The sequence below is a fragment of the Microbacterium sp. 2MCAF23 genome, assembly GCF_052115565.1.
In the GTDB taxonomy this organism is placed as follows: Bacteria; Actinomycetota; Actinomycetes; order Actinomycetales; family Microbacteriaceae; genus Microbacterium.
This window is the reverse complement of record NZ_JBFRGY010000004.1, coordinates 157,960-180,672: the sequence shown is the minus strand read 5'-3', so window position 1 is coordinate 180,672 and position 22,713 is coordinate 157,960. Positions and strand designations below refer to the sequence as shown.

Annotated in this window: 31 protein-coding genes; 19 read left to right on the top strand and 12 right to left on the bottom strand. The window is 69.0% G+C overall.

Translation table 11 applies throughout. The annotated features are described in order from the left end of the window. Positions 1-50 precede the first annotated feature (50 nt). Together AB4078_RS05535 and AB4078_RS05530 are read left to right on the top strand one after the other, a co-directional pair. Positions 51-1,064: a 4-hydroxy-3-methylbut-2-enyl diphosphate reductase gene (locus AB4078_RS05535; RefSeq protein WP_233312104.1), complete on the top strand. Its 1,014-nt coding sequence runs from the start codon at positions 51-53 to the stop codon at positions 1,062-1,064. Then, on the top strand, positions 1,061-1,615 hold the full coding sequence (locus AB4078_RS05530) for a DUF6264 family protein (RefSeq protein ID WP_441976275.1): 555 nt from the start codon (positions 1,061-1,063) through the stop codon (positions 1,613-1,615). Before AB4078_RS05535 ends, AB4078_RS05530 begins: the two co-directional genes overlap by 4 nt. A gap of 71 nt (positions 1,616-1,686) precedes the next feature. On the opposite strand, the gene AB4078_RS05525 is transcribed toward AB4078_RS05530, so the two are convergent. After that, positions 1,687-2,280, bottom strand: a complete 594-nt coding sequence (locus AB4078_RS05525) for a DUF4822 domain-containing protein (protein WP_441976274.1) — start codon at positions 2,278-2,280, stop codon at positions 1,687-1,689. A 219-nt stretch (positions 2,281-2,499) separates the two neighbouring features. Here AB4078_RS05525 and AB4078_RS05520 point away from each other — a divergent pair, with 219 nt between their 5' ends. Together AB4078_RS05520 and AB4078_RS05515 are read left to right on the top strand one after the other, a co-directional pair. Next, positions 2,500-3,003 (top strand): sigma-70 family RNA polymerase sigma factor, encoded by a 504-nt coding sequence (locus tag AB4078_RS05520; RefSeq protein ID WP_440734591.1) that lies wholly within the window; start codon positions 2,500-2,502, stop codon positions 3,001-3,003. Further along, a complete protein-coding gene (locus AB4078_RS05515; RefSeq protein ID WP_441976273.1) occupies positions 3,000-3,653 on the top strand; it encodes an anti-sigma factor family protein in 654 nt (217 codons plus the stop codon). Before AB4078_RS05520 ends, AB4078_RS05515 begins: the two co-directional genes overlap by 4 nt. A 98-nt stretch (positions 3,654-3,751) precedes the next feature. Here AB4078_RS05515 and fbaA read toward each other — a convergent pair whose 3' ends face one another. Next, entirely contained in the window at positions 3,752-4,780 is a 1,029-nt protein-coding gene (fbaA, locus tag AB4078_RS05510) for a class II fructose-bisphosphate aldolase (RefSeq protein ID WP_440734589.1), read from the bottom strand. A gap of 183 nt (positions 4,781-4,963) precedes the next feature. Between fbaA and glpX the strand changes: the two genes are divergently transcribed. Together glpX and AB4078_RS05500 are read left to right on the top strand one after the other, a co-directional pair. After that, positions 4,964-5,956 carry a class II fructose-bisphosphatase gene (glpX, locus tag AB4078_RS05505; RefSeq protein WP_441976272.1) on the top strand — a complete coding sequence of 331 codons (993 nt, stop codon included), beginning with the start codon at positions 4,964-4,966 and terminating at the stop codon, positions 5,954-5,956. Positions 5,957-6,118: 162 nt separating this feature from the next. Continuing rightward, on the top strand, positions 6,119-6,331 hold the full coding sequence (locus AB4078_RS05500; protein ID WP_440734587.1) for a UDP-N-acetylmuramyl pentapeptide phosphotransferase: 213 nt from the start codon (positions 6,119-6,121) through the stop codon (positions 6,329-6,331). Here AB4078_RS05500 and AB4078_RS05495 read toward each other — a convergent pair. Together AB4078_RS05495 and AB4078_RS05490 are read right to left on the bottom strand one after the other, a co-directional pair. After that, positions 6,306-7,661 carry a DNA recombination protein RmuC gene (locus tag AB4078_RS05495; protein ID WP_441976271.1) on the bottom strand — a complete coding sequence of 452 codons (1,356 nt, stop codon included), beginning with the start codon at positions 7,659-7,661 and terminating at the stop codon, positions 6,306-6,308. The two genes, AB4078_RS05500 and AB4078_RS05495, sit on opposite strands and share 26 nt — an antisense overlap. Before the next feature lie 65 nt (positions 7,662-7,726). After that, entirely contained in the window at positions 7,727-8,329 is a 603-nt protein-coding gene (locus AB4078_RS05490) for a 3'-5' exonuclease (protein ID WP_440734585.1), read from the bottom strand. A 79-nt stretch (positions 8,330-8,408) separates the two neighbouring features. Here AB4078_RS05490 and AB4078_RS05485 point away from each other — a divergent pair, with 79 nt between their 5' ends. Genes AB4078_RS05485 through AB4078_RS05470 form a run of 4 tightly spaced genes read left to right on the top strand, consistent with a single transcriptional unit; the run spans position 8,409 to position 10,864 of the window. Continuing rightward, positions 8,409-9,149, top strand: coding sequence for a class I SAM-dependent methyltransferase (locus tag AB4078_RS05485; RefSeq protein WP_441976270.1), 741 nt, complete (start codon positions 8,409-8,411; stop codon positions 9,147-9,149). Between the two features lie 31 nt (positions 9,150-9,180). Beyond that, a complete protein-coding gene (ychF, locus tag AB4078_RS05480; protein WP_441976269.1) occupies positions 9,181-10,254 on the top strand; it encodes a redox-regulated ATPase YchF in 1,074 nt (357 codons plus the stop codon). A gap of 33 nt (positions 10,255-10,287) precedes the next feature. Next, entirely contained in the window at positions 10,288-10,569 is a 282-nt protein-coding gene (locus tag AB4078_RS05475) for a type II toxin-antitoxin system RelE/ParE family toxin (protein WP_441976268.1), read from the top strand. Next, positions 10,544-10,864 (top strand): HigA family addiction module antitoxin, encoded by a 321-nt coding sequence (locus tag AB4078_RS05470; protein WP_440734581.1) that lies wholly within the window; start codon positions 10,544-10,546, stop codon positions 10,862-10,864. The genes AB4078_RS05475 and AB4078_RS05470 overlap by 26 nt, the downstream gene beginning before the upstream one ends. Before the next feature lie 128 nt (positions 10,865-10,992). On the opposite strand, the gene AB4078_RS05465 is transcribed toward AB4078_RS05470, so the two are convergent. Both AB4078_RS05465 and AB4078_RS05460 read right to left on the bottom strand, forming a co-directional pair. Beyond that, entirely contained in the window at positions 10,993-11,337 is a 345-nt protein-coding gene (locus tag AB4078_RS05465; RefSeq protein ID WP_441976267.1) for a LysR family transcriptional regulator, read from the bottom strand. Positions 11,338-11,383: 46 nt separating this feature from the next. Beyond that, positions 11,384-12,163 (bottom strand): alpha/beta fold hydrolase, encoded by a 780-nt coding sequence (locus AB4078_RS05460; RefSeq protein ID WP_441976266.1) that lies wholly within the window; start codon positions 12,161-12,163, stop codon positions 11,384-11,386. 83 nt (positions 12,164-12,246) lie between these two features. On the opposite strand from AB4078_RS05460, the gene AB4078_RS05455 reads away from it, so the two are divergent. Both AB4078_RS05455 and AB4078_RS05450 read left to right on the top strand, forming a co-directional pair. Further along, positions 12,247-14,016 carry a GNAT family N-acetyltransferase gene (locus tag AB4078_RS05455; RefSeq protein ID WP_441976265.1) on the top strand — a complete coding sequence of 590 codons (1,770 nt, stop codon included), beginning with the start codon at positions 12,247-12,249 and terminating at the stop codon, positions 14,014-14,016. Between the two features lie 63 nt (positions 14,017-14,079). Then, on the top strand, positions 14,080-14,241 hold the full coding sequence (locus AB4078_RS05450) for a hypothetical protein (protein WP_441976264.1): 162 nt from the start codon (positions 14,080-14,082) through the stop codon (positions 14,239-14,241). Here the strand turns inward: AB4078_RS05450 and AB4078_RS05445 are convergent. Next, a complete protein-coding gene (locus tag AB4078_RS05445) occupies positions 14,234-14,575 on the bottom strand; it encodes a YciI family protein (protein WP_441976263.1) in 342 nt (113 codons plus the stop codon). The genes AB4078_RS05450 and AB4078_RS05445 overlap by 8 nt on opposite strands. A gap of 90 nt (positions 14,576-14,665) precedes the next feature. Here AB4078_RS05445 and AB4078_RS05440 point away from each other — a divergent pair, with 90 nt between their 5' ends. The 6 genes from AB4078_RS05440 to AB4078_RS05415 are packed head-to-tail and all read left to right on the top strand — an operon-like array spanning position 14,666 to position 18,077. Further along, positions 14,666-15,241 carry an alpha/beta fold hydrolase gene (locus AB4078_RS05440; RefSeq protein WP_440734575.1) on the top strand — a complete coding sequence of 192 codons (576 nt, stop codon included), beginning with the start codon at positions 14,666-14,668 and terminating at the stop codon, positions 15,239-15,241. After that, positions 15,241-15,687: a hypothetical protein gene (locus tag AB4078_RS05435; RefSeq protein ID WP_441976262.1), complete on the top strand. Its 447-nt coding sequence runs from the start codon at positions 15,241-15,243 to the stop codon at positions 15,685-15,687. Before AB4078_RS05440 ends, AB4078_RS05435 begins: the two co-directional genes overlap by 1 nt. A gap of 12 nt (positions 15,688-15,699) precedes the next feature. After that, entirely contained in the window at positions 15,700-15,954 is a 255-nt protein-coding gene (locus tag AB4078_RS05430) for a DUF4190 domain-containing protein (protein WP_441976261.1), read from the top strand. A gap of 36 nt (positions 15,955-15,990) precedes the next feature. After that, a complete protein-coding gene (locus AB4078_RS05425) occupies positions 15,991-16,542 on the top strand; it encodes an isochorismatase family protein (protein ID WP_441976260.1) in 552 nt (183 codons plus the stop codon). A 45-nt stretch (positions 16,543-16,587) separates the two neighbouring features. Further along, entirely contained in the window at positions 16,588-17,412 is an 825-nt protein-coding gene (locus AB4078_RS05420; protein ID WP_440734573.1) for a DNA-formamidopyrimidine glycosylase family protein, read from the top strand. A gap of 26 nt (positions 17,413-17,438) precedes the next feature. Further along, positions 17,439-18,077 carry a DUF1345 domain-containing protein gene (locus tag AB4078_RS05415; RefSeq protein ID WP_441976259.1) on the top strand — a complete coding sequence of 213 codons (639 nt, stop codon included), beginning with the start codon at positions 17,439-17,441 and terminating at the stop codon, positions 18,075-18,077. On the opposite strand, the gene AB4078_RS05410 is transcribed toward AB4078_RS05415, so the two are convergent. The 3 genes from AB4078_RS05410 to AB4078_RS05400 form a co-directional block, all read right to left on the bottom strand. Next, complete coding sequence (locus AB4078_RS05410; RefSeq protein WP_441976258.1) at positions 18,061-18,648, bottom strand: 1-acyl-sn-glycerol-3-phosphate acyltransferase; 588 nt, start codon at positions 18,646-18,648, stop codon at positions 18,061-18,063. The two genes, AB4078_RS05415 and AB4078_RS05410, sit on opposite strands and share 17 nt — an antisense overlap. A gap of 116 nt (positions 18,649-18,764) precedes the next feature. Further along, positions 18,765-19,064, bottom strand: a complete 300-nt coding sequence (locus AB4078_RS05405) for a Fe-S cluster assembly protein HesB (protein WP_440734570.1) — start codon at positions 19,062-19,064, stop codon at positions 18,765-18,767. A gap of 199 nt (positions 19,065-19,263) precedes the next feature. Further along, positions 19,264-19,836 (bottom strand): carboxymuconolactone decarboxylase family protein, encoded by a 573-nt coding sequence (locus tag AB4078_RS05400; protein WP_441976257.1) that lies wholly within the window; start codon positions 19,834-19,836, stop codon positions 19,264-19,266. Between the two features lie 147 nt (positions 19,837-19,983). Here AB4078_RS05400 and AB4078_RS05395 point away from each other — a divergent pair, with 147 nt between their 5' ends. Beyond that, positions 19,984-20,145, top strand: coding sequence for a hypothetical protein (locus AB4078_RS05395; protein WP_441976256.1), 162 nt, complete (start codon positions 19,984-19,986; stop codon positions 20,143-20,145). 63 nt (positions 20,146-20,208) lie between these two features. Here the strand turns inward: AB4078_RS05395 and AB4078_RS05390 are convergent, their stop codons facing one another. Then, positions 20,209-21,081, bottom strand: a complete 873-nt coding sequence (locus AB4078_RS05390) for a hypothetical protein (protein WP_441976255.1) — start codon at positions 21,079-21,081, stop codon at positions 20,209-20,211. A 46-nt stretch (positions 21,082-21,127) separates the two neighbouring features. After that, a complete protein-coding gene (locus AB4078_RS05385; protein WP_441976254.1) occupies positions 21,128-22,618 on the bottom strand; it encodes an MDR family MFS transporter in 1,491 nt (496 codons plus the stop codon). Positions 22,619-22,713 lie beyond the last annotated feature (95 nt).

Genomic DNA, 22,713 nt, shown 5'->3' with positions numbered 1-22,713 from the left:
CACCCGTCGCGCTGCCCGTGCCGCAGATCCCTCGTCGCCGCCCCACGGCCGTGCGCGAGCCGCTCCAGGACCGTCCCGTCGACGGGCGCAAGCGCGTGCTGCTCGCCGCCCCGCGCGGCTACTGCGCCGGTGTCGACCGCGCTGTGGTCGCCGTCGAGAAGGCCCTGCAGCGATACGGCGCCCCCGTGTACGTGCGCAAGCAGATCGTGCACAACATCCATGTGGTCACCGAGCTCGAGGCTCAGGGCGCGATCTTCGTCGACGAGGTGGACGAGATCCCGGAGGGGTCGCACGTCGTCTTCAGTGCGCACGGCGTCTCGCCGATGGTCGTCTCCGCCGCCGAGGACCGGCACCTGCACGCGATCGACGCGACCTGCCCGCTGGTGACCAAGGTGCATCGCGAGGCCGTGCGCTTCGCCCGCGACGACTTCGAGATCCTGCTCATCGGTCACGACGGGCACGAGGAGGTCGAGGGCACCGCCGGTGAGGCCCCGGATCACGTGACCGTCGTGAACTCGCCGGCGGAGGCCGACACCGTCGAGGTGCGCGATCCTTCCAAGGTCGTCTGGTTGTCGCAGACGACGCTCTCGGTGGACGAGACCATGGAGACCGTGAACCGGCTGCGCACGCGCTTCCCCGAACTGCAGGATCCGCCCTCCGACGACATCTGCTACGCCACGCAGAACCGCCAGGTCGCGATCAAGAAGGTCGCCGCCGATGCGGATCTGGTGATCGTGGTCGGATCCGCCAACTCCTCCAACAGCGTCCGCCTCGTCGAGGTGGCGCGCGAGTACGGCGCGAAGGCGGCCTATCGTGTCGACTACGCCGACGAGGTGCAGCAGGAGTGGCTGGACGGCGTCGCGACGGTCGGCGTGACCAGCGGCGCGTCCGTGCCCGAGGTGCTCGTGCAGGAGGTGCTGCAGGTGCTCGCCGAGGCTGGATACGGTGACGTTGAAGAGGTGCGCACCGCGGAGGAGGACCTGATGTTCTCGCTGCCCAAGGAGTTGCGCCAGGACATCTCAGGCCAGCGCGACGAGCGGGCACTGGGCGGACGCAGCCGATGACCGATTCCGGCTCCGCGGAGCAGTCGCGCAGGCCGGCCTTCGGCGAATATGCGACGCCCGAGGAACAGAGCAGACGGGCGGGACGACCGCTGCCGCCGCCCGTCGTGCACACGCCACCCGCAGCCGTGCCCGGCGCGCAGCCCGCGGCTCCCGCGGAGGTGGTGGAGGAGCGTTCGGCGCACCCTGTCGATCGCATGGCGTCGATCGCGCTGCTCGCCTACGGGCTCTGGAACGTCATCACCTCGACCTTCGCGTTCCTGAACCCGTCGTCTCTGATGGCGACGATGATGCAGGCCGTGGGGATCTCCAGCACGTTCTCGAACTACTCCCAGGCGCGGACCTGGGGCATGGTCGCGGGGATCCTCCTGATCGTGGGGTGGGTCATCACCGCCGCATGGTCCGTGGCTCGGCTGCGGCGCGGCAAGCTCACGTGGTGGCTCCCGGTCACCGGCGGTGTCGTGTTCGTCACCCTGACGACGCTCTGCATGATGGTGCCGTTATTCACGGATCCGGCGGTCATCGCCTACCTGAACCAGCAGCTGCAGAAGTAGCGCCCTGAGAGGGCGAGAGCCCGGCCCCCATCGGGTGCCGGGCTCTCGCGTTCTGCGGGGCCGTCGCGGGATCAGCGCGCGTTGCCGTTGTTGAAGTGATAATCGCCGTTGCCGGTAGTGCCGTTGCCGTTGGCGCCCGGACCGCGGCCGTCGGTGCCCGGCTCGACGTGGTTGGTCTTGGTGTGCACGATGTCGTAGTAGACGGTCTGGTCGGCCGCGTTCGGGAACACGCGGTAGGTGAACACGTTCTTGTTCAGCTCGACGATCGGGACGATGCGCTGGAACAGCACGTTGCCGTTCGCGTCCTTCGCCGCGATCCAGCGTGAGGAGCCGTCGGCGGGGACGGACCAGTCGCCGTGCATCTTCGGGCTGTTGTCGAGGTTGTACATGGTGAACGTGCCGTCGGCCTTGAAGTACGCCCAGCCCACGAAGTTCGACACGGCAGGGTTGTCCAGCGCCACGCGATTGCCCTGGGCATCGCGCGCGCTCGTCGTCTTCCACGGTGTGGAGGCCAGCGTCTCGGACGGGGTCAGGACCTGCTTCGAGAAGGACACGGAAGCGGTGGTGGTCGGAGCTGCGGCCGCGGCGGTCGTCGGGACGACCGCGACGGCGGCGAGGGCGATGGTCGACGCGGCGATGAGCTTGCGGGAGAAGGAGATGTTCATGTCCTCCACGTTAGGAATCGAGGCGCATCGTCCACATCAGCCGATCGGCTACTTCCCGCATCGCCGAGCGGATGATCGGCTTCCCGGATCCGGGGAGGCGACGCGACCATACTGAGGGGACGACAGGTCGGGATCCGGGTTCATCGATGGTCGGATCCGGGATCCGCCCGCCGATGAACCTTCGGGGCGCGGGCCTCGTTTCCCACTGAGGAGGCGACTGTGGATGACGACGACGAGCGGCTGACCGCGCTCTACGACGTGCACGCGGGTCCGATCCGTCGCTACGTCGTGCACCTCACGGGGAGCAGCGCCTCGGCGGACGACGTCGTGCAGGAGACACTGCTGCGCGCCTGGCGCACGCCGCGGATCCTGGAGCAGGAGGTGACGACGACGCGGGCCTGGATGTTCACCGTCGCCCGGCACCTCGTCATCGACGAGGCGCGCAGCGCCCGCCGCCGCCACGAGCATCCGGTCGCCGAGCTTCCCGAGCGAGCATCGGGCGATGTCACGGACCGGCTGTTCGACGCGATCCTCATCGAGGACGCGCTCGCCGAGCTCAGCCCGGAACACCGCGCGGTGATCGTGGCGGCCTACTACGGAGGACACAGCGTCGCCGAGATCGCGACCGAGCTGGGGATCCCCGGCGGCACGGTGAAATCCAGGATGCACTACGGACTGCGGGCCCTCCGGCTCGCGCTGCAGGAGAGAGGGGTGATCCGGTGAGCGCTGATCCGTTCGCGACGTGGGATGCCGCCTACGTGATGGGCGCGCTGTCCGCCGCGGACCGAGCGCGGTACGAGGCGCACCTCGCGGAGTGCGCCGAATGCCGGGACGCCGTCGCCGAGCTCGTGCCGGCCGTGGGGCTCCTGTCCCGGGTGCACGCGGACGACGCAGCCCGCATCGGCGCTGGAGCGGCGGACCCCGCCGGGCCGAAGCTGCTGTCGATCGCGCGCGCCCGAAAGCGCTCCCGGCGCCGCGCACTGTGGACCGGCGTCGGCATCGCCGCGGCGCTCGCCGTCGCCGTCCCCGTCACGATCGTCGCCGTCGCCCCTCGGCCCGCGGTCGAGGTGGCGTTGCAGGGGGCGGCCACGGTGCCGGTGAGTGCGACGGTGTCCCTGACGCCGGTCGCCTGGGGGACCAGGATCGACATGGCGTGCCTGTACGGCGCGGATGCCCCCGACGCCGGCTGGACATACGTCCTCACCGTCGTGGACCGAGACGGCACGACGACGGATCTGTCGACGTGGAAGGCCCAGCCCGGGCGCACCGCGACGCTGTCGGCGGGAACGGCCGCCGCGCTGACGGACATCCGCACGGTGGAGATCCGCACCGCCACGGGAGATGTGATCCTGCGTCACGACATCGGCGGCTGATCCGCAGACGACAGGAGCGCCGCCGGGACGGATCCCGACGACGCTCCTGGACGCTGCTGCGGCTGTGCCGCTGGTCAGCTCTGCGGCGGTGCTGGTGGTCAGCTCTTGGACTGGCCGTACGAGCCGAGCTGGCGGGTCGACTCGATGACACGCTGGGCCATCGCGGTCTCGGCGACCTTGCCCCAGGCGCGCGGGTCGTAGACCTTCTTGTTGCCGACCTCGCCGTCGACCTTCAGCACGCCGTCGTAGTTGCTGAACATGTATCCGGCGATCGAGCGGGTGAACGCGTACTGGGTGTCGGTGTCGATGTTCATCTTCACCACGCCGTTCGCGACCGCGAGGGCGATCTCCGCGTCCGTCGAGCCGGATCCGCCGTGGAAGACGAGGTCGAGCGGCTTCGCGCCCGTGCCGTACTTCGCGGCGACCTGCTGCTGGATCTCGCCGAGCAGCTCGGGGCGCAGCTTCACGCCGCCGGGCTTGTACACGCCGTGCACGTTGCCGAACGTGAGTGCGGCGATGTAGCGGCCCTGCTCGCCGAGGCCCAGCGCCTGCACGGCCTGGTCCACGTCGGCGAAGGTCGTGTAGAGCGCCTCGTTCGAGCCCTCGTGCGCGACGCCGTCCTCCTCGCCGCCGACGACGCCGATCTCGACCTCGAGGATCGCGTTGATCGCCTTCATGCGGGGGAGCAGGTCGCGGGCGATCTCGATGTTCTCCGCGAGCGGCACGGCCGAGCCGTCCCACATGTGCGACTGGAAGATGGGGTTGCGGCCCGCCTTGACCTCTTCCTCGGAGGCGGCGATGAGCGGCTCCACGAAGCCCGCGAGCGCGTCCTTGGGGCAGTGGTCGGTGTGCAGCGCGACCGTGATCGGGTAGTTCTTGGCGACCTCGGTGGCGAACTTGGCGAAGGCGAGGGCGCCGGTGGCGCGGGCCTTCACGGTCTGGCCGGCGAAGTAGTCGGCGCCGCCGGTCGTGACCTGGATGATGCCGTCGGATCCGGCTTCGGTCAGACCCTGCAGCACGGCGTGGATGGTCTGCGAGCTGGAGACGTTGAACGCCGGGTAGGCGAAGCCGCCTGCCTTCGCGCGGTCGAGCATCTCGGCGTACTGATCCGGGGTGGCAACGGGCATGGCATCTCCTGTGCTGGATGACGGGGGTCGGTGCCACTCTAGCGCCGCAGGATCGGCGATTCAGAGCGCGTGACGGCGGCCTCGGGAGGGCGGATCTTCGGCCTGGTAAAGAAGCGCGTATCTTTCGGTTTCGCAGCGCAGAAATCTGCGGATCCGTAACCGTCCCGCCCCTACGCTGGGGGCATGGTGAGCCTCACAGCCGATCTCAGCCCCCTCCACCCCGACCGCAACCTCGCACTGGAACTCGTCCGTGCGACGGAGGCCGCGGCGATCCGCGCCGTCCCGTTCATCGGACGCGGCGCGAAGGAGGCCGCTGACGGTGCCGCTGTCGATGCGATGCGCGCCTTCCTCGGAACCGTCGACTTCGACGGCCTGGTGGTGATCGGTGAGGGCGAGAAGGACAACGCTCCGATGCTCTTCAACGGGGAGCACGTCGGCAGCGGCGTCGAATGGGCGCAGCAGTACGACATCGCCGTGGACCCGATCGACGGCACCACCCTCACCGCGGACGGTCGGCAGAACGCGGTCTCCGTCATCGCGGTGTCCGACCGTGGCACGATGCTCGACGCCTCGAGCGTCTTCTACATGGACAAGCTCGTCACGGGCCCTGCCGGTGTCGGCGTCGTCGACATCCGCCTCCCCGTCGCGGAAAACATCAAGCGCCTCGCCGGCGTTCTCGGCAAGCCGGTCGACGAGATCGTCGTCTCGGTGCTGAACCGTCCGCGTCACGAGAAGCTCATCCAGGAGATCCGCGCTGCGGGAGCGGGCACCCGCCTGATGAGCGACGGCGACGTCGCCGGCGGCATCAACGCGGCCCGGCACGGGGCGCGCACCGACATGTGCATCGGCATCGGCGGCAGCCCCGAGGGCATCGTCACGGCGTGCGCGATCAAGGCGCTCGGCGGGCACATCCAGGGCCGGCTGTGGCCGCGCGACGATGACGAGCGCCAGCGCGGCATCGACGCCGGGCTCGACATGGACAAGGTCTACGAGGCCGACGACCTGGTGAGCGGCAACAACACGATCTTCGTGGCGACCGGTGTGACCGACGGCCAGCTGGTCGCCGGCGTCCGGCGCGAAGGCGACTACCTCTACACCGAGAGCGTGGTGCTGCGCAGCGCCTCCGGCACCCTGCGCCGGATCGCCTCGGAGCACCTCGTCTCCAAGTGGCTCTGAGCGGGTATCCCGTCGCACCGGCTTCCTGAGCGAACCCGGTGCGATAACGACCTGATCGCATTCCGTGTCTTCACGGCCTCACCTGTCACAATGGAGGGGCGCCGATCGGCGTGCACGGCGCATTCAGCGCGGTTCGGAATGCGGAGCAGGGGAGCGTGGACGATGGCTGCGGAGAACATCTACCGCCAGGAGACGGTCACCGACACCGGTTCGGTCAAGATCGTCGAGATGGATGCTGCGCGCCGTACCGACGTGCTGTTCCGCGTCCGTCGCGACGAGGGTCACGAGATCAGCGCCTGGTGGATGATCGGCGCCTTCGTGCTCTTCTCCGCCACCGTGGTCTTCCTGCTCAGCGCGGTTCCGGGGAGCGCGTGACCTCCCGCTCGGCCTGATCGTTTCGCTCCGCACGATCGTTCGGCTCGGCGTGGTCCGGATCCTGACCGCTCAGGCGCGCACGCAGCTCGCCGAGGTCTGCGCGGATCCCCTCAGGATGGCCCTCAGCCGCGGAACGCCCCTCGTCATCGGATGAGACCAGATCGTCGGCGGACGAGACCAGCTCGTCGGCGGTGAACCGTCGCGTGGCACTGGTCAGGGCCGGAGGCGCGATGAGTGCTCCCGCATCGACGCCGGGGAAGCGGCGAGCCGTCACCAGCACCCTGCTTTCCAGGGATCCGGCGAAGCGGTTGTAGCTGTCGACGGTGCGCTCGAGCGCGCGACGCAGGTCGTCCGCATGGCCGGCGAGTACGCCGAGCCTGTCGTACAGCTGCGTGCCGAGGTCGAGGAGCACGGCCGCCTCGGCCGACAGCTCCTGCTGCTTCCAGGTGTACGCGACGGTCTTCAGCACCGCCCACAGGTTCACCGGGGTGGCCAGTGCCACTCGCTTGCCGAATGCGTAGTCGAGCAATGCCGGATCCTCGTCGAGCGCCGCGGACAGCAGCGACTCCGTGGGCAGGAAGCAGATCACGAACTCGGGGCTCACATCGAGGCCCGACCAGTACGCCTTCTTCGCGAGTGCGTCGACGTGCGCACGCACAGCCTTGACGTGCTGCTGCATGAGCGACCGTCGCTGCGGATCCTCGGACGCGAGCGCGCCGGCCGCCAGGAACGCGTCGAGGGGAGCCTTGGCGTCCACCGCGATCGACGCGCCGCCGGCGAGGCGGATCACCATGTCGGGACGGCCGTGGCCCGCATCGGAGTGGATCGTGGCCTGCAGGTCGAAATCGACGTGTCGGGTGAGGCCCGCGGCCTCCACCACGCGGCGCAGCTGGGTCTCGCCCCACACGCCGCGCGCGGAGGTCGAGCGCAGCGCGCCGGCCAGGGACTCGGTCGTGGAACGCAGCGCCTCGCCGTTCTCCTCGGAGCGCCGCAGCTGCTCGCTCAGCTGTCCGAACTGCGTCTGGCGCTCGCGCTCCAGCACGGTCACCGTCTGCTGCATCCGGTGCAGGCTCTCCCGCACCGGCGCGAGCGCGGTGAGCACGGCGTTCTCCTGCCGCACGCGCTCCGCGGCGTCGTGCTGCTCGCGGCGGGCGTGCTCGACGGCATCGCGGTACAGGTCGTGCTGACGGTCGCGGTCCTCGCGCACGACGGAGAGTTCCGCATCGGCGCGGGCGAGATCGGCGGCGCCGCGGCTGCGGCCGAGGAACCAGCCGACCGCAAGGCCCGCCACAGCGGTGAGTGCGGCGATGAGCAGTGCGAGCGCGTCCATGCGTCCATCATGGGCGCGGCCACCGACATCGCCGGAGAGCGCGCCCTCGGAACGCAGAAACCGCGTCAGGCGGCGGCGCGCACCTTCGCGGGTGCGGCCGGGGCGAGAGGGGCGCCGAGGCGCACTCCGATCGCGTCGGCCAGCTGCTGCACTGAGCCGGATGCGGTGCGCCGGGCTGCGTCGATCACGATCTGCGCGCAGGCGCGTGCGTCGGCCAGGGCATCGTGGTGCGGGAACGCGCCGAAGCCGGCGGCTGCCGCGGCCACAGGGAGCTTGTAGGAGTCGAGGTCGTACACCTTGCGCGCCACGCTCAGACTGCACAGCGACTGGTACGGCGGGCACTCGTCGCCGGTGGCCTCGCAGGCACGACGGATCACGTTCAGGTCGAAGCCCGCGTTGTGCGCTACGAGCACGTCGGCGCCGGCGAACGCGCAGAGCCGGTCGAGCTGCTCGCTCCAGCCGTCGGCGTTCACGACCTCGTGCGGCTGGATGCCATGGATCCGCACGTTCCACTCCTGGAAGGCATCGTGCCCCGCGGGCGGCCGGATCAGCCATCCGGTCTGCGCGACGACGATGCCGTCCCGCACCCGCACCAGGCCCACCGCACAGGCGGAAGCAGGGGAGGAGTTCGCCGTCTCGAAGTCGATTGCGGTGAAGTCCAAGGCCACGCATCAACCCTCCGTCGCGGAGGGGCCGGCATCGTCCAGGCGCGCCGATCCTGGGCGGATCCGAGCGTAGGCTCGGGCCATGGTCGAACGTGCGACGAGCTTCGGGTCCGAGACGGGCAGCTACGAGAAGGGACGTCCGGAGTACAGATCCGACGCGGTGGCCTGGCTGCTGGAGCCGCTGCCGGGCCCCGACGCGGCGGTCGTCGACATCGGCGCGGGGACGGGCAAGCTCACTCGCGCCGTGCTCGCCCTCGGCGGCACGAGCGTCGTGGCCGTGGATCCCGATCCGCAAATGCTGGAGGCGCTGCGGCAGAAGACGCCAGGAGTCGAGGCGGTCACAGGAACCGCGGAGTCGCTGCCTCTGGCCGACGGGAGCGTCGATGCCGCCACTCTCGGCCAGGCCTGGCATTGGGTGGATCCGGTTGCGGCATCTGCCGAGATCGGACGGGTGGTGCGCCCGGGCGGCGTGCTCGGACTGATCTGGAACGTGCGCGATGACCGCACCGACTGGGTGCGCCGGCTGACGGCGATCATGGGCGGCAGCGCCGCGGAGGAGATGATCGCCGACAACGCCGTGCGGGTCGCGGCGCCGTTCGGCCCCCTCGAAGAGCGGCGCTGGGAGTGGAGCCGGGAGATGACGCGCGCCGAGCTGCATGCGATGGCCAGCTCGCGCAGCCTCATCATCACGTCGTCCGACGAGGAGAAGGCGCGGATCGCCGCTGCCATGGACGAGCTGTTCGACGAGTTGGGGCTCATCGAGGGCGAGACGCTGTCGATGCCGTACGTCACCGCGGCCTACCGCGCGATCCGCGGATCCTGAGTCGACGCGGGCCCCGGTAGACTCGTACCCCGTGGCTCTCACCATCGGAATCGTAGGACTGCCCAACGTCGGCAAGTCCACCCTGTTCAACGCCCTCACCAAGAACGACGTGCTCGCGGCGAACTACCCGTTCGCGACGATCGAGCCGAACGTCGGCGTGGTGAACCTGCCCGACGTGCGGCTGAACAAGCTCGCCGAGATCTTCGGCAGCGAGCGGATCCTGCCCGCGACGGTGTCGTTCGTCGACATCGCCGGCATCGTGCGTGGCGCCAGCGAAGGGGAGGGCCTGGGCAACCAGTTCCTCGCGAACATCCGCGAGGCCGACGCCATCGCGCAGGTCGTGCGCGGCTTCGCCGACGACGACGTGGTGCACGTCGAGGGGGCGATCGACCCGAAGAACGACCTCGAGACGATCAACGCCGAGCTCATGCTCGCCGACCTGCAGACGCTCGAGAAGGCGATCGTGCGGATCGAGAAGGAGGTACGCGGCCGCAAGACCGACGCGTCGGTGCTCGAGGCCGCGAATGCCGCCAAGGACGCGCTCGAGCGCGGCCAGCTGCTCTCCACGAGCGGGATCGACCTGGCCCCGATCAAGGAGCTGGGCCTGCTCACCTCGAAGCCGGTCATCTTCGTCTTCAACGTCGATGAGGCCGTGCTCACGGACGCCGCCCGCAAGGCGGAACTCGCCGCTCTCGTCGCCCCGGCGCAGGCGATCTTCCTGGACGCCAAGATCGAGTCCGAGCTGATCGACCTGGATCCGGAGGACGCCGCCGAGTTGCTCGCCTCCACCGGTCAGGACGAGTCGGGCCTGGATCAGCTCGCCCGCATCGGCTTCGACACGCTGGGCCTGCAGACCTACCTCACGGCAGGCCCGAAGGAAGCCCGCGCCTGGACGATCCACAAGGGCGACAAGGCTCCTCAGGCGGCCGGCGTGATCCACACCGACTTCGAGAAGGGCTTCATCAAGGCCGAGGTCATCTCGTTCGAGGACCTGGTCGCGACCGGATCCGTCGTCGAGGCCCGCTCCAAGGGCAAGGCCCGCCTCGAGGGCAAGGACTACGTCATGCAGGACGGCGACGTGGTGGAGTTCCGCTTTAACGTATAGCGTTATTGACGGTCTTCGTTATATGCTTGCCTCGTGATCAGATCGTTCGGGGGCAAGGACACCGAACGAATCTGGCGCGAGCAGTACGTCAAGGGTGTTGATCGAACCGTGCAGCGGGCGACGCTGCGCAAGCTCGAGCTGGTTCACGCGGCAAAGGATGTCGACGACCTGCGGATCCCACCGGGGAACCGATTGGAGAAATTGGCCGGAGATCGTCGCGGTCAGTACAGCATCCGCGTGAATGCGCAGTGGCGTATCTGCTTCGTCTGGAGAGATGGAGGTGCGGAAGATGTCGAACTCGTCGACTATCACTGAGGCTGACGCGATCGAGCCGATTCACCCGGGAGAGATCCTGATGGAGGACTTCATCGAGGGCTTTGGAATCACGCAGAACAAGCTCGCGGTGTCGATCGGGGTGCCACCGCGACGGATCAATGAGATCGTGCACGGCAAGCGGGGGATCACGGCTGACACCGCGATTCGTCTGGCTCGGTACTTCAGCACGTCTGAGGAGTTCTGGATGAACCTGCAGACGAACTACGAGCTACGGCTCGAACGCCGGGCTCTTCGGGACAAGGTCGCCGCCATCACGCCGCTGCAGGCCGCGTGAGCGACTCCATGGACCATCGGACGCGCATTCGCTGATGCCGCCGCTCCGTCGTTGGCGACGTGGCTCTGGACACGCGTGACGAGCAGCATGCGCTGATCCGCCGCGGAAGTCCGCAGGTCCGATCCGCGTCAGCGCCCCTGGCGCTTCTTGTACGGCTTGGGCTGCCCCTTCACCACGGGTGCGCGGCCCTTCCCCTTCGACGCCTTGGCCTTGCCTCCGGACGGCGCGGCAGATTTCTGCTGAGGCGGGGGAGCGGCGGCGATCCGCTCGCGCGCCTCGGGTAGCAGGAGAATCCCGGCACTCGTCAGACGGGTGGCGCTGCCACGGGTGATGAGCGGGTGCCCGACTTCTTCCTCGAGCTTCTCGATCGCCGAATACAGAGCGGTGAGTGAGATCTCGAGCCTGGCTGCCGCACGCGGGAAATGCAGTTCCTCTGCGACGGCGACGAACCGCCGGAGCTGGGTGATGTTCATGCAAGCCCGTCCTTTCCCGCACGGATCGCGGCCGACCCCCAGCGTACTAGCGGGTGCGGGCGACGTCGTGCTTCAGCACCTGCGGCCAGGTGTCGACGTCGACGGGATCGCTCGCGACAGACAGGGTGGCGTGGGGAAGCAGAGCGGCCAGCGTCTGCGCCGTCGCGAGCGGGTGTCCCGGATCCTCGATCCACGCCAGAATCGTGGTCGGGACGTCGATGCGCTCGATCGCCTCATGGGTGGGCAGGTCGCTCATCGCGGCACCGCGCAGCAGGGAGGGAAGCAGCGCATCGGCGACGTCGGGCACGGTCTCCGGCGCGCCCACGGTCGCCGGCGGACGCGTCCCTCCGCGATGCGCGGCGACCAGGGCATCGACGCCCTCCGATTCCACGAGGGCAGCATCGTCCCGGTAGTTCTGCGCCTGCGCGGCCCGGGTTTCCCACGCGGTCGGGGGCACCATGAGGGTGAGCCCGACGAACCGGCCCGGCTCTCGCGCCGTGGCATGCAGCAGCGTCGCCGCTCCCATCGACGGACCGACCCCGTGCACCTGTTCGCCGGGAAACCAATGATCCAGCAGCCGCAGCAGATCGTCGGCGAGGTTGGACCACACGTAGTCCTCCGCGACCTTGCGGCCGGTCGATCTGCCGTGACCGCGTGCGTCGTATCGCAGCAGCCGCGTTCCGCTCAGCCCTCGGCCGAGGTCCAGATTCAGCACCCGGTCCCTGGCTCGGCTCGAGGTCAGGCCGTGCAGCTGCACGACCGGATGCCCGCCCTCGTCGCTGAGCGCGACGGCGAGTTCGGCGCCGGTGACTTCGAAGGTGGGCATCGGGTTCCTTCCGCTCCGGCGTCGCACGTCGGATCCGCAGAGGCGACGCCGATGTCAGAGTAGCGGGACGCTAGGGTACTGCCATGCGTCTGACCCACGTCACGCAGTTGCGCCTCCCATTCGGCCGGCTCTGGGGGTACGACGTCAGCGCCTCCGAACTCGGCCCGCGCCTGCCGGTCTCCTTCGACCAGCGGATCCACGTCGGCCTCGGAGACCGACCGGGATCCTGGATGGCGATCTCGTTCCACCTGCCGCGGCCCGTGACGAAGGACGCGCTCGCCGACGCGTGGCTCGCGGTGATCGCGCGGCACGGCACCCTGCGCACCGCGTTCGCTCCGGGCGAGGACGGGCAGCCCCAGCTCCACGAGCTCGCGATCGCCCCAGGATCCTGGGTCGAGCACGAGATCCTGCCGGGGCAGGCGGTGAACGACGCCGTCCGCGATGTGCTCGATGGGGCGTGCTCGCCCTACCGCCGACCCTCGTACCGGCTATGCGTCCTCGAGAACGCGACGGGGATCACGATCGTGATCGGATCCGACCATGCGCACGTCGACATGTGGTCGATGCTCGTCATCGCGCGCGACCTCCTCTCGGCAGTGGACGCGGCGCGCGACGGCCGGGATCCCTGGACCGCGCCGGCCGCGGCATTCGTCGACCACACCCGGTCGCTGCTCGAACGCGACCCGGCCCCTGACGAGGTGCGAAAACGGTGGGCCGACATCATCCGCGACAGTGGCGGAGCAATGCCGCGATTCCCGCTCCCGCTGGGCTCGCCGGATCCGCAGCGCGAGAGGGTCGAGGTGCGCGACGTGCTCGATCCGGATGACAGCGCAGCCTTCGCGGCGCAGGCGCGGGAAAGCGGCGTCTCGACGCTGACCCTCGCAGTCGTGGCCATGACGGCGGTCACCCGCACGCTCGCCGGTACGGCGCTGCGCGCGATCTTCCCGGTGCACAGTCGCTACGAGGACACCTGGCACGACTCCGTGGGCTGGTTCATCACCAACTCCGTACTGGAGTCGGCGGTCGCGGAGCCGCGTGCAGCGGCCGCCGCCGTCAAGGAGGCCGTACAGCTCGGGTCGTGGCCGCTTGCCGACGTGCTCGCGCCCTGGGGCGGGATGCCGGTCGCGCCGGGGATGTTCGCGATCTCCTGGCTCGACCTGCGCCGGTTGCCGGTGCGGATCGACTCGGTCGGACTCGACGCGCAGTACGTCGGCGCGGCGATCGACACGGACGGAGTCATGCTGTGGTTCATCCTCGATGAATCCGGCCTGCACCTGAGGTGCCGGTACCCCGACACGGCAGAGGCCCGCGCCAACGTCGGCGAATGGCTTGATCTGCTCGTGGCGCGACTGCAGGCGGAAGCGAAGACGTCCGTCCGAGGGCTGCTGCGGGCGGCGGGCCGCACCTACCGGATCGAGCGGGCGGGCCACGCGGACATCGAGGCGATCGCCGAACTGCTCGCCGATGATCCCTTCGGTGCCGAGCGCGAGGACGCCGAGCTCAGCCGATACGAGGCTGCGTACAACTCGGTCAGACGTGATTCCTCGAACTATCTCGGGGTGGTTCGAGACGACGCCGGCCGCATCGTGGCGACCATGCAGCTGACCGTCATCCCCGGGCTCTCTCGCGGAGGATCCACTCGGCTGCAGATCGAGGGTCTGCGCGTCGCTCCGGTCGAGCGTTCACAGGGCCTCGGCACAGCGATGCTGGAGTGGGCGCACGACTTCGGGCGGTCTCGTGGGGCGACCCTCGCCCAGGTGACCACCGATGAGGCCCGGGATCGGGCACGCGCCTTCTACACCGGGCTCGGCTATCAGACCGCGCACGTGGGCCTGAAGCGGCCACTCGACTGACCCGCATACTGGCCCGGTGCGTGCAGGCGTACGCTGGCCGTGTCTTCCTGAGGAGGTGCGGCCATGTCCGACACTGATGAGCGGTCCGTTTCCGCCCACATTCCGGAGCCGGGCGAACCGAGCATTCCCGAGCTCGAGGCGGACGAGAACATCGCGCCCCGTCCGGAGGAGGAGATCGCGGACCTCCTCCGCGCCGAGCCCGACGCGGACGACCACGTCAGCTGACCCGGCGGACCTCCTGCGGCCAACCGCAGGCCTCGGCGATCCTGCCGGCCCAGAGCTTCGCAGCGTCATCGTCCGCCACGTCGATGATGGTGAGGCCGCCGATGTACTGCTCGCCTGGGGCGAACTGACCTTGTCTGATCACGGGGGTGCCACCGGAGGCATCGGCGGTGAAGGCCGCCTGCATGTCCTCGTGCACGCCTCCCGCGAAGACGAGCACGCCGGCGTCGCGCATGTCCGACACGACGGCATTGGCGAGCGGCCCGCGTTCGGCGAACCACTCGGCGCTGTGCTCGCCGACCCATTGCTGGTTGAAGTAGATGATGTACTGGCTCATCCTCGTCGCTCCCTGAATCGTCCGTGTCAGGTCCGTCCAGCGATCGTACGCCGCCGTCGATGCTCCAGCGGGACTCGATACGATGGCTCGGTGACTACCGAGAACAACAGCATCTTCGAACCCGATGGCCGCGCGATCCCTTACGTCGACGAGATGTCGGAGGGTGACGGGCCCGTTCTGGTGCTGATTCCGGGGCGTGGTCTCGAGGGCGGCGCGCTTGGTTCGGTCGCGCACATCCTGGCCGGCGAGGGGATCCGTGTGCTGCGGATCGGCAGCCGCGCCGATGATGCCGCGACACTCGAGGAGCGCGTCCAGGATGCGAGTGACGTCATGGACCACGCCGGCATCGGCGCCACCTGGATCGGGGGCCACGGCGTCGGCGGCACTGTCGCCCGCGCGCTCTCCGCGAAGCGCACGGACCGCGCGCTCGGCGTGCTGCTGCTGGGCGTGGAGGACGTCGACGTGCCGATCGCGCCGTCGGTGCCGATTCTCATCATCCAGGGATCCGAGGACGATGTCATGCCTCCGGCGAACGGCGAGAAGCTGCGCGCGTCCGCGGTCGAGCGCGCCAGTGTCGTGACGATCGAGGGTGGCGGGCACCTGTTCCCCGTGAGTGATCCGGTCGACACGGCGTTCGCGATCGAGGACTACCTGGCCTGGGACTGATGATCGCCTCCGACATCGCGTCGCTGGTAGTCCGCAGCGAGACCAGGAACGTGGCGGAGATCACTTCCCTTCTCGGCTTCGATCCCACCGACTTCGGCGATCGAGGTGATCTGACACCATCCGGGATTGCTGGGCGGCAGCTGAATCCCGAGTACCTCGTCTACGGGGAGACCTACTGGGAGTATCGCTGCGAGATCGAGCCCATCGATGACAGGACCGGCTTCGCCAGTCTCTCGTCGCTCGTCGCTCTGCTGCTGCCCCTGGCCGACGCGCTGGCGGTCCTCCGCGACGGCGGCGAGACCCGGATCTGGTGGGGAGGCTTCTCCGACAGCACGCAGGGCGGGTTCGTGATGACAGCGGCGCTGCAGCATGATCTTGCGCTGTTGGGCTGCGACCTCTTCGGCACGGCGTACCTGGATGAACATGACGCGGATCCGGAGACCTGATATCTCTTGTCCATGACTGCTCCTGCTGCGGTGCCGGCGAAGACCAACACCGTCGCCCTTGTTTCGTTCATCTGCGCGTTCGTGGTCCCTGTAGCAGGGTTGGTGCTGGGTATCATCGCCGTGCGCCAGCTGAGAGGCAACGCGACCGGTGAGGGCGGAGCGGGTCTCGCACGCTGGGCGATGATCATCGGCAGCGTCGGGATCTGCGGGCAGGCGATCTTCTTCATCGTCTGGATCTCGTTGTTCAGCCAGGCGATCGCACGGTGAGCCAGCGACGTCCGTCTCGGGTGCGAGGATGAATCCATGCCCGAATTCCCGGAGGCGCCGGATCGCACCGTCCTGCTCGTGATCGACATGCAGGCGGGCGTCATGCCCGACTGCTTCGACGAGCACGGGGTGCTGATGCGGACCGACGCGCTCGTGCGCCGGGCGCGCGATGAAGGGGTTCCGGTGGTATGGGTGCACCATGACCCCATCGGCGTGGGGACGCCGGATTGGGACCTGGCGGCACCGCTGGCCCGCGCCGAGGGCGAGGCGGTCGTGCGCAAGAGCTACCGCGACGCCTTCGCGGAGACCGAACTGCGGACCGTGCTCGACGGATACGGCGCGACCCGCCTGGTCGTCGCCGGCGCGCAGTCCGACTTCTGCGTACGCACCACGACCCAGCGTGCAGCGGCGGAGGGCTACGACGTCACGCTCGTGCGCGACGCGCACACCACCGTCGATGCGACGATCGAGGGCGTTCGGATCTCCGGCGAGCAGATCGTCGCCCACACCAACATGTACTTCGCCGGGCTGCGCTATCCGGGGCAGGAGTTCGCGGTGGCGCGGCACGACGAGGTCGCGTTCGCCTGACCGCCACCACGCGCGCATGTCCGATCCCGGTGCGAGGATGGGCGCATGCCCGAGTCTCCGGAGGTGCAGGCGCTGGTCGAGTTCCTCGACGAGCGGATCCGCGGTCGTGTGATCGCCGACCTGGATGTCGGCGAGTTCCGCATCGTCAAGACTCGCGACCGCCCGCCCGGATCGCTGGTCGGTGCGCGGATCCGGCGCCTGGAGCGCTTCGGCAAGCACGTCGGCTTCGATACCGAGGCGGGCTGGCTGATGATCGGGTTCGGGCGCAACGGCTGGATCCGCTGGCAGGCGCCGGACGCCCCGCGGAGCGACGAACCTGTGCCCGAGGTCGCTCGAATCGCGCTCGACGACGGTGCGCTGATGCAGGTCGTCGACCTGGGTGACTTCCTCGCGGTGACCGCGTCGGTCGTCGATGCCCCGACTGATGTCTCGGGCATCGCGGCGCTCGGACCGGATCCGCTCGCCGCCGACTTCGACCGCGACGTGTTCGAGCGCGCCCTCGGCACCAGGCGCAAGCAGATCAAGGCGCTCCTGCAGGAGCAGACGTCGCTCGCCGGCATCGGCAACGCGTATTCGGACGAGATCCTGCATCGGGCGCGGATCGCTCCCACGGTGCACGCCGCAGTGCTCGACGATGCCGAGCGGGAACGGCTCTTCCACGCGACGGTCGACGTGCTGCGGGGCTCCCTCGCGGATCGGCGGGGCCTGCCGCCGGGCCAGCTCAAGCAGGCCAAGGTCGCCGCGATGGCCGTGCACGGGCGCGGGGGAGAGGCCTGCCCGGTCTGCGGCACGACGATCATCGATCGCGTGTTCTCCGGTGCCTCCGCTCAACTCTGTCCGCACTGCCAGCCCGAGCCCTCCACGACGTGACGCGACATGCGGGTTAGCATTCCGGGGTGAGCCCGCTTCCTCTGCGCCATCGTTGGCGCGTGCGCTCGTCCGTCGCGCTCCTTGTCGGGGTCGCGGTCGGCTTCGTCGTCACGCCGTTCCTCGGCCTCGCCGCGGGCCTTCTCGCGGCCTGGGGCGCGCTGGCTCTCGTCAGCACCGTGTGGATCCTGCTGGTCGTGTGGCCGATGAACGCCGAGCAGACGCGCTCGCACGCCACCGAGGAGGACCCCGGTCGACGCATCGCCCGGGTGGTCGCGGTGGTCGGGAGTTTCGCCAGCATCGCGGCCGTGCTGGTCGTCGTGCTGCAGGCTCGGCACGCGGAGGGGTGGACCCAGTTCGCGCTCGCGGGGAGCGCGGTGCTCAGCGTCGCCGCCTCCTGGGGGCTGATCCAGGCCGATTACATGCTGCGGTACGCGAAGCTCTACTACGACGGATCCGCCGGCATCATCTTCAACCAGAACGAGGACCCCGAGTACACCGACTTCGCGTACTTCTCGGTCGGGCTCGGCATGACCTACCAGGTCGCCGACACCAATGTCACGCGCAATGCCATCCGGCGGATCGTGATCGCGCAGACCACGATCGCCTACGTGTTCGGCGCGCTGATCCTCGGCACGATCATCAACCTCGTCACAGGCCTGGGGTGATCTTGGGGCGCTCCTCGCGTAGCCGGGGCTCCGTGCGCCGCTCCGGACGCACGCCTGCCTTATCGGCGTAGAAGGCGCGAATCCGGTCCATGTCCGCGGCCATATCGCCGGTGAGGTCGAACGTGGGCCCGAGCCCGGTCGTCATCGTGGTGCGGTCGACGAACCCGAGTGTCACCGGCATGCCGGTCTCGCGTGCGATGCGGTAGAAGCCGCTCTTCCAATACGTGTTGCCGTCGCGGGTGCCGTCGGGCGTGACGACCAGACCGAACACCGTGCCGGCGTTCACCTGCGCCACGACCTCGCCGACGACCCGCGCAGGATCCTCTCGATGCACCGGGATGCCGCCGAGGCGTCGCATGAGTGGGCCGCGCCAGCCACGGAACAGGCTCTTCTTGCCGAGCCAGTGCACCTCGACGCCGAGCCGCCAGGCGATGCCGAGCATCAGCACGAAGTCCCAGTTCGAGGTGTGCGGGGCGCCGATCAGCACGGTGGGGCGCGTCGGACCCGGTTCGCTAGCGAGCGTCCAGCGGCTGAACGTCCAGAACACGCGGGCGATGAGGCGACGGAGCATCCGTCCACGGTAGAGGGGTGCGCATGCCTTGCTCCGCATGAAAGGCAGCGGAATGGGAACGGGCGCATGACCCGGACGGGAGGTCCGGGTCATGCGCCCGTTCGGGGTGCCGCGGGTCAGGCGACCTGCGGCATCAGGGAGAACGACACGGCGCCCTCCTCATTCACGTTCGCGTCCAGGACCTTGTCGTCCAGGACGATGGCGGCTTCCCCTTCGAGGAAAACCGGGGCGCCGGGCAGATCGAGGATCTGATCATCCGGCTCCGGCGAGACGACCACGTCGGCGGCGAGGCGGGGTTCGCCCGCCTTTCCCGGCGTCTCGGCCGTGTGGATGCGCAGTCCCGCACCCTCCGTCTCGGTACGACGACGGACGAGCGTGGTGACCAGCGCAGTGGCGTTGTCGGTCAAGGTGAGCACGAGGCACTCCTTCCGGTTGCGGACATGCCGAGGTCACGGCATGTGTCCGGGCCACGATTCCCCTTCTGGATCGAGCTCTCAACCGCTGTGCGGCGTTTCGGCCCGATTCGGAGGGTCTTCTCACCTGGGAGCGGGGGAACGCGATCGGCGGGCGGCGACCGGCCTCAGCGTGCAGCGGCTCGCAGCGCCTCGGCCGTCCTCACAGCGCGGCGGCTCGCAGCGCCTCGGCCGTCTCCGGATCCAGGCCCGGCAGCTCGTCCGTCGGCACGGCGAGGGCGAGCAGGGCGCGGCTGAAGTAGTTCCGCGCCGCCGCGGCCAACGTGATGTCCACGATCTGGCGGTCGTCGTAGCCGGCGTCCCGGAGCGCCTGAGTGTCGGTGTCGGTCATGCCGCGCGGATCGGTGGAGAGCTTGGCCGAGTACCGCACGACGGCCTGTTCGGCGGCGGAGAAGCCGTCGTCGTCACCGCGGGCGAACGCGGCGAGGCTGTCGCCGCTGAGGACCTCCGCGCGCAGGGACTTGCGTCCGTGCGCGAGCAGACAGTGCGGGGATCCGATCGCGCGGGCTGCGCCGAGCGTCGCCGCCTCATAGACGCGCACGCCGATGGACGGCACGATCGCACGGATCAGCGCCATGAACGCCTCGTGCGCCTCGGGATTCACCGCCATCGCACGGGTGTAGGCGAAGACGAAGCCCGCGTCGGCGATGTCCTCGGCGTACATGTCGGCGGCATGCCCTTCCGCAGTCTCGGCCGGGGGAGTGCTGATGATCATGGGAAGCTCCTTCGCGTCCATGCGCGGCATGCTCGCGGACGGCGAGCCCCAGCGCCTGAGCGAAGACTATGCCCGAGATGCGTTCGGCGACATGGGTGGATGCCTCAGAACGGCGCCGATGCTCCGGTACGGGCGTAGCATCGGGGGGTGACCACGGCAGCCGAATCCCCGCAGCAGACACCCGCGGACGCGACGCGCCCGACATCGGGAGCCGCTCCGGGCGGGCTGTCGTTGCTCCCGGGCCTCGACGCGGGAGACGCCGGACTGTGCATCGACGGCGTCTGCCGTCTGCCCGGCGCGAAGGACTGACTTCCACTTCCGAGTCGTCCCCCTGAGCACGACCGATAGACCGTGCTCAGGGGGACGACTGACTCATGCAACGCGCGGCACGCCGAGCATGCGCAAGTCACGGGCGATGCGCTCCGGGTAGTCACGGAGTTCTCGTGATGTGCAGCGTATCTGAACACGGTCGGACGCGGCGAGGGCGCGTTGCCGCGCCAGGTCGTCCTCCCAGTGCCCGACTTCCATGTGGAACGCGCCGTCGACTTCCAAGACGAGGGTTCTCCCGTCCGGCAACAGCCATTCACAGTCTGTGAAGCGGATCCGGCCATCGGCGTCCTGGCGTTTGGTCTGCTGCCGCGGCAGGCGCAAGCCGTATTGATGACACATCCGCAGCACGTCCAGCTCAGCGAGTGACTGAGCGCCGTCCTCGATCTCGCTCAGCGTCTCGCGGAACGTCTGCGCCCAGCGAAGCGGACGCATCCGATCGACCCAACCGAGCAACAGCCCCGGGCTCGTGAGTCGCTGCTGCACGGCAGCGGCGACGACTCCCTCGGCGGTGCGCATCGAGTGCTGATACGCGGCGAAATGAAGGATGGCGGGTTCGATACGGCAGACCGGAAGATCGAGATCCGGGTTGCGCATGATCGGCAGGGGACGTCTGGTCTCGACGAAGCGGATCCCTTCGAGTGGTTGCCCCAGGTCGCTGCCCTGCGGCACCAGCACGGTGACCTCGTCGCGATGCCAGTTGCGGAGCCCGGCCACTTCGGCGGCGCTGAGATCACCGATGATCGCAGGCCCGCCCGCGTGCAGCACTCCGAGCCGCATCAGCTGGTTCCGGGTGAGTTCACCCGTGGTGGTACCGATGACGACGGCCGAGCGGGCGACCCACCGGTCGGTCGTGATCCGATGCCGTACGGCGTCGTTGTCGATCCCGATGGCACGCAATTGCGCCCGAGTGATCAACCTATAGACCGTGCTCAGGGGGACGACTCGAAAGTGAGAGGGGCGCTCAGTGCATCGCCGGGGCGCTGCCCTCTGGGGAGCCCACCTCGTGCGGCTGGTCCGCGGGCTTGCGGATGATGAACGCGCCCAGGATCGTCACCGTCGCGATGACCGCGCCGATCACGAACGTGCTGCGCGAGCCCGCCGCGACCGCGGCGGGCACCTCGGTGCCGCCGTTCGCGTTCACGATGAGCGTGAACACCGCGATCATCACGGCGATGCCGGTCRCACCCGCGACCTGCTGCACAGTGCCGATGACCGCGCTGCCGTATGAGTAGAACTTCGGCGTCAGCGAAGCCAGCGACGCCGTGAACAGCGGCGTGAACGAGAGCGCGAGTCCGATCGACAGCAGCGTCTGCGCGACCAGCACGATCCACACCGAGGTGTTCGTGGCGAGCGTCGTGTAGAACCACAGCGTGGCAGCGGTGAGGATCGAGCCCGGGATCAGCAGGATCTTCGTGCCGCGGGCGTCGTAGATCCGCCCGATCACGGGGCCGAGCAGCCCCATCGCGAGGGCACCGGGCAGGAGCACCAGCCCCGCCTCGGTGGTCTCCAGGCCGAGCGCCTTCTGCAGGAACAGCGGGATCACCGTGAGCGTGCCGAAGAAGGCCAGCGACAGCAGGAACATCTGCACCATCGACAGGCTGAAGTCGCGCGAGGCGAACACCCGCAGATCCAGCAGGGCGTCGTCCTTGCGCTGCAGGATCACCTGCCGCCAGAGGAACGCCACCAGCCCCACCACGCCGACGACCAGCGCGATCACCAGGGGAGCGGAGGATCCGCCACCGCCCGCGAGGGCTCCGATCTGGCTGAGGCCGAAGACCAGCCCGCCGAAGCCGAAGGCGCTCAGCACGATGGACAGCACGTCCAACGGTGCGTCGGTGCGCTCGCCGACGTTCGTCAGCCAGCGCCAGCCGATGAACATGGCGACCAGGGCGATCGGCAGCACGACGACGAAGATCGCGCGCCAACTGAAGTGGTCGAGCAGGAAGCCCGACAGCGTGGGACCGATCGCCGGCGCGAGCGAGATGACGATGCTGACGCGCCCCATCATCCGGCCGCGGCTCTCCGCGGGAACCAGGTTCATGAGCGTCGTCATGAGCAGCGGCATCATGATCGCTGTGCCCGACGCCTGCACGACGCGTGCGATGAGCAGCACGGTGAAGCCGGGCGCGAGCGCGGCGATCAGCGTTCCCGCGGAGAACAGGGTGAGCGCGCCGAGGAACATCTGCCGCGTCGTGAAGCGCTGCAGCAGGAAGCCGGTCGTCGGGATCACGACGGCCATGGTCAGCATGAACGCGCTTGTCACCCACTGCGCCGCGAGCGGGGTGATGCTCAGATCGTCGATGAGGTGCGGGATCGCCATGCTCATCGTCGTCTCGTTGAGGATCGCGACGAAGGCGGCGGCCAGGAGCACCCAGATGACCGCCATGTCACGGCGGGGGATGAGAGAGGATCTCGCGCTGGTCGGCACGGATCCGGTTTCGATGGCGGACATATGTTTCCTCCGACTCGGCGGGGGCGAAAAAGGGGGGGATGAGCTGTACAGAGATGCCAGCGACATTCAGCGTAACCACAGGGTCGGACATTTCA

Excerpts from the sequence above, each read along its gene's own strand:
- AB4078_RS05465 (WP_441976267.1), bottom strand. The coding sequence starts at position 11,337 with ATGAACATCACCCAGCTCCGGCGGTTCGTCGCCGTCGCAGAGGAACTG.
- AB4078_RS05470 (WP_440734581.1), top strand. The coding sequence starts at position 10,544 with ATGTCGAACTCGTCGACTATCACTGAGGCTGACGCGATCGAGCCGATT.
- AB4078_RS05410 (WP_441976258.1), bottom strand. The coding sequence starts at position 18,648 with ATGCTCCGTCGCCTCATCGCCCGCGTGTTCTGGACGTTCAGCCGCTGG.
- AB4078_RS05460 (WP_441976266.1), bottom strand. The coding sequence starts at position 12,163 with ATGCCCACCTTCGAAGTCACCGGCGCCGAACTCGCCGTCGCGCTCAGC.
- AB4078_RS05435 (WP_441976262.1), top strand. The coding sequence starts at position 15,241 with ATGATCGCCTCCGACATCGCGTCGCTGGTAGTCCGCAGCGAGACCAGG.
- AB4078_RS05500 (WP_440734587.1), top strand. The coding sequence starts at position 6,119 with ATGGCTGCGGAGAACATCTACCGCCAGGAGACGGTCACCGACACCGGT.
- fbaA (WP_440734589.1), bottom strand. The coding sequence starts at position 4,780 with ATGCCCGTTGCCACCCCGGATCAGTACGCCGAGATGCTCGACCGCGCG.
- AB4078_RS05430 (WP_441976261.1), top strand. The coding sequence starts at position 15,700 with ATGACTGCTCCTGCTGCGGTGCCGGCGAAGACCAACACCGTCGCCCTT.
- AB4078_RS05495 (WP_441976271.1), bottom strand. The coding sequence starts at position 7,661 with ATGGACGCGCTCGCACTGCTCATCGCCGCACTCACCGCTGTGGCGGGC.
- AB4078_RS05525 (WP_441976274.1), bottom strand. The coding sequence starts at position 2,280 with ATGAACATCTCCTTCTCCCGCAAGCTCATCGCCGCGTCGACCATCGCC.
- AB4078_RS05450 (WP_441976264.1), top strand. The coding sequence starts at position 14,080 with ATGTCCGACACTGATGAGCGGTCCGTTTCCGCCCACATTCCGGAGCCG.
- AB4078_RS05420 (WP_440734573.1), top strand. The coding sequence starts at position 16,588 with ATGCCCGAGTCTCCGGAGGTGCAGGCGCTGGTCGAGTTCCTCGACGAG.
- AB4078_RS05485 (WP_441976270.1), top strand. The coding sequence starts at position 8,409 with ATGGTCGAACGTGCGACGAGCTTCGGGTCCGAGACGGGCAGCTACGAG.
- AB4078_RS05445 (WP_441976263.1), bottom strand. The coding sequence starts at position 14,575 with ATGAGCCAGTACATCATCTACTTCAACCAGCAATGGGTCGGCGAGCAC.
- AB4078_RS05530 (WP_441976275.1), top strand. The coding sequence starts at position 1,061 with ATGACCGATTCCGGCTCCGCGGAGCAGTCGCGCAGGCCGGCCTTCGGC.
- AB4078_RS05400 (WP_441976257.1), bottom strand. The coding sequence starts at position 19,836 with ATGATCATCAGCACTCCCCCGGCCGAGACTGCGGAAGGGCATGCCGCC.
- AB4078_RS05455 (WP_441976265.1), top strand. The coding sequence starts at position 12,247 with ATGCGTCTGACCCACGTCACGCAGTTGCGCCTCCCATTCGGCCGGCTC.
- glpX (WP_441976272.1), top strand. The coding sequence starts at position 4,964 with ATGGTGAGCCTCACAGCCGATCTCAGCCCCCTCCACCCCGACCGCAAC.
- AB4078_RS05425 (WP_441976260.1), top strand. The coding sequence starts at position 15,991 with ATGCCCGAATTCCCGGAGGCGCCGGATCGCACCGTCCTGCTCGTGATC.